The following is an 11,079-nucleotide window of genomic DNA, read 5'->3' as shown; positions in this document are numbered from 1 at the left end:
CGAACGGCTAATTGAAGATGTCGAGCACGGACAGCACGAAATCGACGACGTCACCGGCGTCGCCGCCGCTGCTGCCGCCGCCGTTCGCTGTATGCGGATAGTCCTTGAGCATCGCCGCGACCTCGCCGCGGTCGAACCAGATGCCGTGGCAGCCCGGGCAGAAGTCGAGGTCGATGCCCTTCACGCTCTTGCGCTGGAGCGTGCCGCAGCCGGCCGGGCAGCCGATGGTGGAACGGAACTTGGGCCGCTCGAGGATGGCCGCGTAAAAGGGCTTTGCCGAGAAATTGCGCAGGTGGGCGAGCGACTCGATGTACTGGCGCGGCAGCCAGAGGCCGCCGCAGGTCTCGCACAAGTGGCCGATGTGGCCCTCCGCTTCCTCGATGGTCAGCGGGCGGGCGTCGTGGGGGCAGGGAATAGACATGTGCCTAGCTCGGCGTCTCATTTCCGCGGCGAAACCGGGTAACAAGGCGCTTCGCCACGCCGCCGAGCAGGCCGGCAACCGCGGGGACGATGATCAGCAAGAGGGTCGAAATAGCGCCGCGCATCGCCCAGACGCGGGACTCGGAACCGCCAAACACATAGGCATAGCCATTCAAGCCGATGTATCCGCCGACGACCAGAACGAACGAAGCGGCAATGCCCTTGCGGTATCCCGCTATCGCAGCAGCCGGCGCCAGGACGATTTGCGTGGCAAGAAACCCGGCACCGCTGTCGAGGGGCTCGAACTGGCCTGACACCCAGTGCGATATGCCCCAGCCGAATGCTCCGAGCGTGATTCCGGCGAACATCGTGGCGAGATGGCTCATGAATCTGAAGCGAAACGTGCTAATTCAGGGACCCGCCGCCAATAGGCGAGGCGTCCCCTGCAACGGTAGGTTGGGCCTCATTGGTAAGACAAAGGGTTCGTTCTTCGACGGTAAGTGTCTTTCGGTTCATCCATGTGACCTTGAGAGCTAGGTCGTCACGAACCAATAGCATAAGAGGGCCAGTCACGTTTCCATTCCGCAAACCTTCAGACTCGACCAACTGTTCGACTTGCGGGATGTAGCTCACGAACAGAGCAATCTCCGAGGCCATCAGATCCTCGTCGCGTGCGACGAGGTCGTACCGAATGCCAAAGTAGTCATCCGGTACGGGTAGGCCAAGAACAAGTTTTGAGTGCGCGGGAAGAGATTCCCGCAGCTTAGCGAGCGCTCTAGCAAGCTTTAAAACCTTGTCTCCGGCAGTAACCGAAGCATGGACGATCTTTGCTCGGCTCTTCCATGTTTGTTTTCCGGCTTCCTTAACAATCTCTGCAACATAGAGCGCAACATACGCACCGAGTGTCTTTAACCACCACGGCCCTTCAGCAAAGAACTGAACCCACGAAGGCGGCTCAACCGACTTGAGTGAGATCGAATGCTCGTCAAGCACAAGCTCAAGGTCTGGAGAAAGCTCATCGCGCAGTGACCTGAGCACGCGAGGATCAATGTCGGAAGTGGCGAGAGCTTTCATTGCGTGTATGAGGCTCAACGTTCAAGGTGACCGGCGCTGCGCGGCTTTATCGCGCAGCGTCCAGAGAGCGAAGCGAACGGGGTCGACCGCCGGGTTGGGCCACACGAGGCAAGAGCTTGACGGCATTAGTGCGAATAGCCTATTTGTTTTGCAAGTAACAGCCTGATTAGAAGCGATACGCCATATGTTGCGGCTACTTTCTCGAGCATAACCCGCTCCAGCGGACTGTCAGCCAAAATAGCCTGTATGTCGCATTGGCCACCGATATTTTCGACAACTAGTCGTGCGGTAGCACCCATATCAAAAGGATTGGAGCCAAGTGTTTCGGGGTCAATGTTATTGAGTTCGTTTGCAAGTGAGCCCGCATAATCTTGGAATAGTCCGTAAAGAGATCGGGAATTGTTGGGGTTTGACAGCTTGCCGTTTTCGTCGGCAAACAGTGCTGTAAATCCGTCGCTGAGACCGCTACCAACTTCTGTGAGAACTTGCTTATTGGACGAACAGAGTTTGTTGGCACAAACGTAAAGCACTCCTACGATTAAAGCCAATAAATGCAGTTGAACTGCGCCCTTTTTTGAACGGATCGATTGTTGTCCTGGCAATTCACCCGTGCCGATCATTTCGTCAACTGCTTGCTGAGAGTCTTCAATCCCGGTCTTTACGGCGAGCACCCCAAATGAGTACGGATCAAGACATTCTCCGCTGCCCATCTTGAAACTAGGTGCACTACGTTGGGCAAGCTGGGGGCTCGCGTCATTGATTGATCCACTCGTTTTACTAGACGACGCGGGCATTGGCTGGTGTACGTCGAAATCCGGCGCGCGAGGAGCGGGATGTTCTAGTAGCTCCCTCTTTTTCGCTGCGTTGAATAGCAAGATTCCGATCGCAAACAAAATGATCCCGGCCACGGCTGAACCCATCCCGGTAAGGCCCAGCGCGGAAACAACAATAAATTGCCGCCCAAATATCGGAAGAACAAACGATAAGCCGCCCACGACCATTAGCGTTACGCCCCAACTAAACATGGCTTACTCGTTTTGCGTGCCTGCGGATGCTTAAGCGCATGTGGATTTAGCTGGGAAGTTTGAATAGCGAGCGATCATGGATTTATGGAGCCCAACGTTAAATAGCCTGCCTAAATGACGAAAAAAATGCGTCATGACGGAAAACTTCGCGTCATGTCGAGAAATTCCTGACATCGCCTGTCGTCGTTCGAAGTATGCATTCGATCCGACGCATCGGCAATCCGCATGACATAGCGGTGGCCGTCCCGGAATGGCTCGTGGACGAGCGCTTCTGCCCGCACAAGGGTGACGGCAGGGGGGCTACGGCGCCGCATCCCGCACGTCCTTCGGCGGCAGCGGCGCGAAGTAGCTCGCCGCGAGCACCAGCAGCGCGACGCCGATCAGTGTCGCGGTCCAGGTGACGGTGCCGCGGCCGGTGGCGTCGAACAGCAGCAGCTTGGCGCCGACGATGCCGAGCAGGCCGAAGCCGCCGAACCAGAGTTCGCGCAGGCTGCGGCGCGAGGCGTGGATCATGGTGCCGATGGCGGTGACGGTCCAGAAGATGGTGAGGATGGCCTGGAACAGCGTCGAACGCATGAGCGCGTGCATGTCGAAGGGCACGCCGCCCCAGTGGTGGGCGATGCGGCCGGCGAGGGCCGAGAGCCAGAGGAAGGCCAGGGCCGCCGCGAGGGCGCGCAGCGCAGGTCGCAGCTGCTCGTCCACCGCGCGGGAGAGGAGCAGCAGGGCGCCGATGCCGGCGAGCTGCGTGGCATCGAAGAAGTTGAGCACGGGAACGTAGGGCATGCCGAGGCCGCTGGCGCCGGCGAGATGCAGGTTCGCCCACGCCAGAAGGATCACGAGCCCCAGCGTCGGCGGCGCGATGCCGATCGGCACGTAGCCGCCCTGGTCGGCCGCGAAGGGCCAGATGCCGCGGCGAACACCCAGGCCGGGCAGTGCGATGCCGGCGGCGAGCGTCAGCGCCCAGGCCATGAACGGCCACAGCTTGACGCCGGGGGCGAGCTGCTGTGCCTGCCATGACAGTTCCGCCGGCAGCACGACCAGCAGCAGCCACCAGGCGCCGAGATGGCGCACGGTCTGCAGGCTCGCCGTGCCGGTTCGTTCGTGCGCGGCCAGCAGCAGGTAATGGAGGACGAACGCGAGCGGCAACGCCAGGGCCATGAAGCCGGCGAGCGGGTGGCCGGCCCGGTCGATGGTCATCGCGGCGGCGACCCACATGCCGGCCAGCAGCAGGATCGCCGCCGTCCGCACCTGCGGCCACGACCACAGCCGCGCCAGTTCCTCGAGGCCGATGACGGTGGCAGCGACATAGAGCAGGCCGTAAGGCGCGTGCAGGGAGTGCGCTGCGAAGCGCTCGATCTCGCCGAGGCCGGCGCCGAGCCACCAGAGCATGGACCAGACGAAGGGCAGGGCGGGCGGAACGCGGTTGTCCTTCCTGTCGGTCGGGTCCGCTTCGAGCGAGCGCAGCAGGCGGGCGGCGACGAGGCCGGCGAAGGTGAGGATGAGGGCGCCGAGCACCGCGTCGTTGGTGACGGGCAGGCGATGGCCGAGGTTGTGCCAGCCGAGCAGCAGCGCGACGCCGGCGGCGAACTGCATCGCCAGCCCGGTGCCTTGCGCCAGCTTGCGCCGCGTATGGACGCCGAACCACAGCACGGCCGTGCCTTCCGCGGCCCAGAAGGCGGAGGTGACTTGGGCGCCGAAGGCCAGCGGCACCGAGACGGTGAGCAGCGCGATGGCGATGCCGAGGTGGCTGCGCTCGACGATGCGGATCTCCGGCTCGGAGCGGCGGAACATCAGGGCCCAGAGGGCGAAGTACCAGAGCGAGCCGATCAGCGCGCTCCACGCCAGTCCGTATTCCGTGCCCTCCATCAGCCGCGCCTGCAGGAAGGCGCCGATCAGCGGCGTGCCGAACAGCAGCATGCCGTCGCGCCAGCCGGCCAGGCCCGGCGCGCGCAGCAGCGCGGTGGCCGCGGGCATCGCCGAATAGGCGACGAGGAAGATGACGACGAAGATCTGCGTGACCAGGTAGTGGCGTTCCTCGTAGCCGTCGATGGCCCAGGCCATGCCGACCGCGAGGGTGAAGAAGAAGCCGGCGATGTTGAGCACCCGCCAGGACTTGAACCAGTCCACGACCAGGATGAAGACGTTGAGCAGGGCGAAGTAGGAGAACAGGGGCAGCGGGCTGTCGGCGCGGCCGCCGGCGAGCACCGGGGCGAGGAAGGCGCCGGAGAGGCCGAGCACGGCGAGCGCCGGGCCGTCCTGCTTCGCCGCGAGGAAGACGCAGGCCACGCCGAGCACGGCGAACAGGCCGAAGGCCGGCCCCTGGCCGATCATGGCGTAGCGTTCGAGCATGAAGTAGCCGACGAGGTAGAGCAGGGCGAAGCCGCCGCCCTGGATGGCGAGGCCGAAGGTGCGATGTGTTTCGTCGCGCACCTTGGCGACGCCGAAGACGATCAGCGCGACGCCGGCCGCGGCGGCGACGAACAGGCGCAGCGGCACCGGCATCAGGCCGTATTCGGCGGCGAGCTTGAGGCCCGAGGCGACGCCGAAGAAGAGCAGGATGATGCCGATCTTGGCCAACGGGTTTCCGGCCCAGATTTTGGCCAGCCACTCCGGCATCTCGACGGGGGAGCGGAAGGGCTCGGGGGGCGGCGCGACGGGCAGTTCCTCCACGGCTTCCGGAGCAGCCGGCTTCTCGTCGACGGCGGGCACGACGACGAGGTTCCAGTCGTCCTTGTCCGTGGCGGCCGGCGCGGCGGCCGTGGCCGGCAGCGGCATCGCTTCGCTCGCGACATCGGCTGCCTCGGGCGCGCGGCCCGCGCGCAGCGCGGCGACTTCTTCGCGCAGTGCGGCGACCTCGTTTTCGACGTGCCGCAGGCGCTCGTGGATTGTCGCTTCGGGTGCGGGCTTCGGTTGACGCTGGTTCAGCCAGAGGCCGACGATGCCGCCGATGACGGCGCCCAGCGCCCAGAGGCCGTGGCCGATGGCGGCACCGACGAATGCTCCGATCAATGCTCCGACGATCCACATGGTGTCGTCCCTCCTCAGTTCGCCGGTGCGCCGACGGCGAGATCGATGCGCGAGAACAATCCGCCGCGCGGGGTCAGCGTCACTGGCAGGCGCGGGGCTGCGCTTGCTGCGTCGCTCAGGGCATGCGGCGCCAGCAGGCCCACCAATTCTCCAGCTGCGAGCGCGGCATCAATTTCTGAAAAAGTCGGCGCTGGCGGCACGGCGCCATCGTAGTAGATCGCGCGACACTCGCCGAAGACGAAGCGCAGCAGCGGGCCGTGGGAGAGCCGGCGATCGATGACGAAGCGTATCGGGCGGCGGCAGGCCGCCATCAGCAGCAACGCGTCGATGGCGTCGGCCCGCTCGCAGACGAGCACGGCGGCGCCGTCGTGCGGCACCTGCTCGAGGCCCGTGGCGCGCAGGCGATAGGCGCTGTGGATCAGCAGCCAGACGACGAAGCGCTGCAGGAACTCGGGTACCAGTCCGTAGATGAACACGGCGACGGCGGCGTTGCACAGCGCGGCGACGCCGAACAGGGCGGGGATCGACAGGCCGTTGCCGAGCATGGCCGCGGCGGCGAGCGCGCCGACCACCATGAACAGCGCGTTGAAGATGTTGTTGGCGGCGATCACGCGGGCGCGGTGGGCCGCGGCCGAGCGCTGCTGCACCAAAGCGTAGAGCGGAACGATGAAGAAGCCGCCGAAGATGCCGAGCAGCGCGAGGTCGGCGAGGATGCGCCAAGTCGCCGCCTGCTCGAGCAGGGCCAGCGCGCCGAGCGCGTCGCTGCCGGCAGGCCCGGCGGGGGAGGCGAAGGCGAGGTCGAGGCCGAACAGCGTGAGGCCGATGGAGCCGAAGGGGACGAGGCCGAGCTCGACGCGTTCGGCCGACAGGCGCTCGCACAGCATCGAGCCGACGCCGATGCCGAGCGTGAAGGTGGCGAGCAGCAGCGTCACGGCGGTCTCCGAGCCGCCCAGCACGTTCTTGGTGTAGGCCGGGAACTGGGCGAGGAACATGGCGCCGTAGAGCCAGAACCAGGAGATGCCCATGATCGAGAGGAAGACCGAGCGGTTCTCGCGGGAGAAGGCGATGTTGCGCCAGGTTTCGACTATCGGGTTCAGGTTGACCTTCAGCTCGGGCGCCGGTGGCGGCGCCTGCGGAATGCCGCGGCTGGCGAGATAGCCGGCGACGGCGAAGACGAGTCCGACCAGGGTGATGGCACCCGATCCGCCGAGGTCGCCGGCGAGCAGGCCGCCGAGCAGGGTGCCGATGAGGATGGCGACGAAGGTGCCGGCCTCGATCAGCGCGTTGCCGCCGACCAGTTCCTTTTCCCCGAGGTGCTGCGGCAGGATCGCGTACTTGATGGGGCCGAACAGCGTCGAGTGCAGGCCGAGCAGGAACAGCGACGCGAGCAGCACCTCGAGGCTGTGGAGCACGAAGCCCGCTCCGGCGACGAGCACGATGCCGATCTCGAGCAGCTTCACCAGGCGCGTGAGCACGGCCTTGTCGTACTTGTCGGCGATCTGGCCCGCCGTCGCCGAGAAGAGGAAGAAGGGCAGGATGAATATGCCGGCCGCAAGGTTGGCCAACACCTCGGGCTTCAGCGCTGTCCAGCTCGCGGCCTGGAAGGTGAGCAGCACCACCATGGCGTTCTTCAGCACGTTGTCGTTGAGTGCGCCGAGGAACTGGGTGACGAAGAGGGGCAGGAAGCGGCGGGCGCGGAGGAGGCGGGTCTGGGAGCTCATGCGAGTTCCGGGGCGAAGAAACGACGGGTTTCGAAAATGCCGACGGGCAGGCTGCGGCCGCCGGCCTTGAGGTGGCGCTTGAGCACGAAGTCGAACAGCAGCGGGTTGTGGCCGTGGAGTTCGTCGAGCACGGGCACGACCTCGTCGGACAGCATGCCGGCGCGGGCGAACTCGGCCGGTGCGAACAGCGGCATCACGCCCGGCAGCGGGTAGTCGGAGCCGTTGAGCAGGCGCCCGTGCCAGTCGTCGTGCTCGACGATGGTACGCACCACTTCGAGCGGACGGTTGCGCTGGGTGATGGCGGAGATGTCGGCGAACAGGCGGCCGCGATGCGAGGCATCGGCCATCATGCGCGAGAACAGTTCGAGGCTCGCCACGCGCTTGCCGCCGCGGTCAAGGTCGGCATCCTCGCCGATGGAGGCGCAGTGGGCGAGCACCACGCGCACGCCGATGTCGAGCGCGCGGCGCAGCTTGAGCGGGTTGCCGAACTCGGGCCGGCCGGCGCCATGCACGGCCTTCTCCTCGCCGGCGTGGCTGATCAGCGGCAGGTCGAGTTTTGCCATCGTGCGGTAGAACGCATCGCAGCGCGGCGATGCCGGATCGATGCCCATCGCCGGCGGCAGCCACTTCACCGCCCGCGCGCCCTCGGCCTTGGCGCGCTCGAGGGCGGCAACGGCGTCGGGGCGATGGGGATGGATGGAGGCGACCCACTCGAAACGCTGCGGATACTTGCGCGCGAGGTCGCGGGTGTAGTCGTTGGGCACGTAGAAGGCGCTGCGCTCGGGCAGCGCGGTGCCGGCCTCGTCGTGGGCGCGGTCGAAGGCGAACAGCATGAGCTTGACGCCGGGGCGCATGCCTTCGAGCAGGTTGTGCATGCGCTCGACGTAGCTCTGGTCCACGCGGCCGGGGGCGTCGTGGGCGCAGCCGGCATTGAGGTAGAACAGGCGCTGGGCGAACTGCACCGGATGCAGCAGGCTGTTCATTTCCTCGGCGACGACGATGCCGCTGCCGGAGTCGCCGGTGCCGGCGATGTGGGCGTGGCAGTCCCAGACGCGGGCGGGATCGATGCCGTCCCAGGCGGCGCGGACCAGCGGGTGGTCGGCGAGCTCCGGCGGCAGGCTGGCATGGCAGGGGTTCCACACCCGCGGCACGGCGCGGGCGGCCGAGTAGAGGCCGGCGGCGAGCGCGCCGGCGCCGAGGCTGGCGAGCAGCAGGCGGCGCTTGCGATCGATGGCCATCAGGCGCTTTCGGCCAGACGCTTGAGCGTCACGTAATCGATCTTGCCCGTGCCCAGCAGCGGCAGCGCCTCGAGGAAGACGATCTTGCGCGGCACCGCCAGTTCCGGATAGCCGAGTTCGCGCGCCTTGTGTTGCAGCATCTCGCGCACCAGCGCCGCGTCGGTCGAGAACAGGACAAGCGCCTCGCCCTTGGCGGCGTCGGGCTGGCTCGAGGCGGCATGCGGTTTGTCGGGCGAGGCCGCGGCGGCGAGCTTTTCCACCGACTCGAGGCTGACCATCTCGCCGGCGACCTTGGCGAAGCGCTTGACGCGGCCGACGATGCGGACGAAGCCGTCGGCGTCGATATCGACGATGTCGCCGGTCTCGTACCAGCCTTCGCCCTCGCTCGATGAGGGCGGCTGCAGCACGCCGGGCTGCTCGAACTTGAGATAGCCGGCCATGAGGTTGGGGCCGCGCACGTGCAGCAGGCCGCCGCGTTCTATGCCGGGAACCGGCACCAGGCGCGGCTCGATGCCGGGAAGGAACTGGCCGACCGTGCCCGTGCGGTAGGCCATGGGCGTGTTCACCGCCAGCACCGGCGCGGTCTCGGTGGCGCCGTAGCCTTCGAAGATGCGCTGGCCGAATTTCTCGAACCAGAGGTTGCGCACGGGCTCGGCCAGCTTCTCGGCCCCGGCGATGACGTAGCGCAGGCGGAAGAAATCGTAGGGGTGGGCGAACTTGCCGTAGTTGGCGAGGAAGGTGCTGGTGCCGAACAGCACGGTGCAGCCGCGGTCGTAGGCCAGCTCGGGAATCACGCGGTAATGCAGCGGCGAGGGATAGAGGAAGAGACTTGCGCCGTTCAGCACGGGCAGCAGCGAGCCGGCGGTGAGGCCGAAGGAATGGAAGATCGGCAGGGCGTTCAGCACCTTGTCGTCGGGCGAGAAGTCGATGACCGCGCGCACCTGGGCGATGTTGGCGAGCAGCGCGCGGTGCGGCAGCACCACGCCCTTGGGCTTGCCCTCGGAGCCGGAGGTGAACAGCACCACCGCGGCGTCCTCGGGCGAGGTCGGCGCTTCGAAGGCGCGCGGGAACCAGAGGGCGTAGCCCATGAGCCAGAGCTTGTCGGCCAGCGTCACGGCTTCCCGCAGGTCCTCGAGGTAGACGAGGCGGACCCCCTTGAGGCCGGCGAGCTTGTCGGCCAGCTTCGCCTGCTCGACGAAGCCGCGCGAAGTGACGATGACCTTGACGGTGGCGGCGGTGCAGGCCGCCTGCATGCCCTCGGTGCCGGCGGTGTAGTTGAGCATGGCGGGCACGCGGCGGCGGGCCGAGAGGCCGAAGACCAGGGCCAGCGTCGGCGCGAGGTTGGGCAGCAGCAGGCCGATGCGCTCGCCGGATTTCACTTCCGGCGCCGCGCGCAGGATCAGGCGCGTGAGCATCAGCGCCATTTTCAGCAGGTCCTGGTAGCTGTACTCGATCTGCTTCATGTCCTCGACCAGCCGGTGGCCGCGGCCGTGGATCTCGACTGCATCGCACAGCGCCGAGTAGAGGGTCTGCTGCGGCCGCGAGGTGAACAGCATGTCCTGCATCAGGCGGCGCATGGCCTCGCCGGCCAATCGGCGGCGCTGCTTGGCGGTCGCGGCTGTCGGCATGTCGATGCGCGTCGGCGGCAGGACGGTGATGGTGATTCGGGGGAACAGCCGGCGCGGTGCCTTGCCGGAGACGCGGGCGAAATAGGTGCGGGCGGTGCCGTCGAGACGCACCGGGACGATGGTGGCGGCGGTCTTCGCCGCGACGAAGGCCGGGCCCTCGTACACCTTCATCAGGCTGCCGGTGACGGTGATGCGGCCTTCGGGAAAGATCATGACGGGGCGGCCCGATTCGAGCAGGCGGATGACTTTCTTCATGGCCATCGGACTGGTCGGGTCGACCGCCAGATAATCGACCTGGGAGAGGATCAGGCGGAAGTACCAGGAACGGGCGATGCCGGTATGGACGACGAAGACCGGATCGACCGGCAGGTAGAGGCCGAGCAGCAGGCCGTCGAGGAAGGACTCGTGGTTGGCGACGATCAGCAGCCGTTGGGCGGACAGGGCCTGCAGGTCGCCCTTGATGCGGACGCTGAAGAGCATCGACGCCAGTCCGCGCAGGATGAAATGGATCAGGGCACGCATCAAAACTTTCTCCCAGGCTGCATCTCTCTAACTTTCGTCATAATCACGCAACTACTTATATCGACGGGTGTCTCAAAAAAACGAACGCCAATCACGTCGTTTCGGAAATGTACTCGATAACGTTGCCGAAAACCGCGAGCAGCCAGTCCCGGTCGATCCAGAACCACACTTCCTTGCCGATCTTCTCCGAACGCAGCACGCCGGACTCGCGCAGCACCTTGAGGTGGTGGGAGACGGTGGAGCGGGTGAGGGTGGAGACCTCGGCGATCTGGCCGACGTTGAGTCGTTCGCCGGGCTCGAACAGCAGCAGGATGCGCTGGCGGTGCTCGTCGCCGAGGGCCGTGAACACCTTGGACATGGCGCGCCAGCGGGCGGGAATGGCGCGGCGGTAGTCTTTTCTCATGTCGATAATCTTAGTTGCGTC

9 protein-coding genes are annotated in these 11,079 nt (G+C 65.9%); all 9 read right to left on the bottom strand.

Translation table 11 applies throughout. The features are described 5' to 3' along the window. Window positions 1-7: 7 nt before the first annotated feature. Window positions 8-421 carry a TFIIB-type zinc ribbon-containing protein gene (locus tag EJE94_RS13385; protein WP_165904844.1) on the bottom strand — a complete coding sequence of 138 codons (414 nt, stop codon included), beginning with the start codon at window positions 419-421 and terminating at the stop codon, window positions 8-10. Between the two features lie 4 nt (window positions 422-425). Next, window positions 426-806 (bottom strand): hypothetical protein, encoded by a 381-nt coding sequence (locus EJE94_RS13380; protein ID WP_121242907.1) that lies wholly within the window; start codon window positions 804-806, stop codon window positions 426-428. 19 nt (window positions 807-825) lie between these two features. Continuing rightward, window positions 826-1,494 (bottom strand): hypothetical protein, encoded by a 669-nt coding sequence (locus EJE94_RS13375; protein WP_121242905.1) that lies wholly within the window; start codon window positions 1,492-1,494, stop codon window positions 826-828. A 125-nt stretch (window positions 1,495-1,619) separates the two neighbouring features. Next, a complete protein-coding gene (locus tag EJE94_RS13370; protein ID WP_124962467.1) occupies window positions 1,620-2,519 on the bottom strand; it encodes a hypothetical protein in 900 nt (299 codons plus the stop codon). 300 nt (window positions 2,520-2,819) lie between these two features. Then, a complete protein-coding gene (locus EJE94_RS13365; protein WP_124962466.1) occupies window positions 2,820-5,546 on the bottom strand; it encodes a DUF2339 domain-containing protein in 2,727 nt (908 codons plus the stop codon). 14 nt (window positions 5,547-5,560) lie between these two features. Continuing rightward, window positions 5,561-7,267 carry an MFS transporter gene (locus EJE94_RS13360; protein WP_121242901.1) on the bottom strand — a complete coding sequence of 569 codons (1,707 nt, stop codon included), beginning with the start codon at window positions 7,265-7,267 and terminating at the stop codon, window positions 5,561-5,563. Continuing rightward, the gene (locus EJE94_RS13355; RefSeq protein WP_121242899.1) at window positions 7,264-8,505 is read right to left on the bottom strand and encodes an amidohydrolase family protein; all 1,242 of its coding nucleotides are present in this window, start codon (window positions 8,503-8,505) and stop codon (window positions 7,264-7,266) included. Before EJE94_RS13355 ends, EJE94_RS13360 begins: the two co-directional genes overlap by 4 nt. Continuing rightward, window positions 8,505-10,646, bottom strand: a complete 2,142-nt coding sequence (aas, locus tag EJE94_RS13350) for a bifunctional acyl-ACP--phospholipid O-acyltransferase/long-chain-fatty-acid--ACP ligase (RefSeq protein ID WP_370685666.1) — start codon at window positions 10,644-10,646, stop codon at window positions 8,505-8,507. The genes EJE94_RS13355 and aas overlap by 1 nt, the downstream gene beginning before the upstream one ends. A 100-nt stretch (window positions 10,647-10,746) precedes the next feature. Then, window positions 10,747-11,058: an ArsR/SmtB family transcription factor gene (locus tag EJE94_RS13345; protein ID WP_121242895.1), complete on the bottom strand. Its 312-nt coding sequence runs from the start codon at window positions 11,056-11,058 to the stop codon at window positions 10,747-10,749. Between the last annotated feature and the right edge of the window lie 21 nt (window positions 11,059-11,079).

The sequence above is a fragment of the Sulfurisoma sediminicola genome, from assembly GCF_003865015.1.
GTDB lineage: Bacteria > Pseudomonadota > Gammaproteobacteria > Burkholderiales > Rhodocyclaceae > Sulfurisoma > Sulfurisoma sediminicola.
This window is presented reverse-complemented; position numbering and strand designations above follow the sequence as displayed.

What these genes read in the sequence shown, in the direction of transcription:
- EJE94_RS13380 (WP_121242907.1), bottom strand. Translation starts at nt 806, where the DNA reads ATGAGCCATCTCGCCACGATGTTCGCCGGAATCACGCTCGGAGCATTC.
- EJE94_RS13345 (WP_121242895.1), bottom strand. Translation starts at nt 11,058, where the DNA reads ATGAGAAAAGACTACCGCCGCGCCATTCCCGCCCGCTGGCGCGCCATG.
- EJE94_RS13375 (WP_121242905.1), bottom strand. Translation starts at nt 1,494, where the DNA reads ATGAAAGCTCTCGCCACTTCCGACATTGATCCTCGCGTGCTCAGGTCA.
- EJE94_RS13365 (WP_124962466.1), bottom strand. Translation starts at nt 5,546, where the DNA reads ATGTGGATCGTCGGAGCATTGATCGGAGCATTCGTCGGTGCCGCCATC.
- EJE94_RS13370 (WP_124962467.1), bottom strand. Translation starts at nt 2,519, where the DNA reads ATGTTTAGTTGGGGCGTAACGCTAATGGTCGTGGGCGGCTTATCGTTT.
- EJE94_RS13360 (WP_121242901.1), bottom strand. Translation starts at nt 7,267, where the DNA reads ATGAGCTCCCAGACCCGCCTCCTCCGCGCCCGCCGCTTCCTGCCCCTC.
- EJE94_RS13385 (WP_165904844.1), bottom strand. Translation starts at nt 421, where the DNA reads ATGTCTATTCCCTGCCCCCACGACGCCCGCCCGCTGACCATCGAGGAA.
- EJE94_RS13355 (WP_121242899.1), bottom strand. Translation starts at nt 8,505, where the DNA reads ATGGCCATCGATCGCAAGCGCCGCCTGCTGCTCGCCAGCCTCGGCGCC.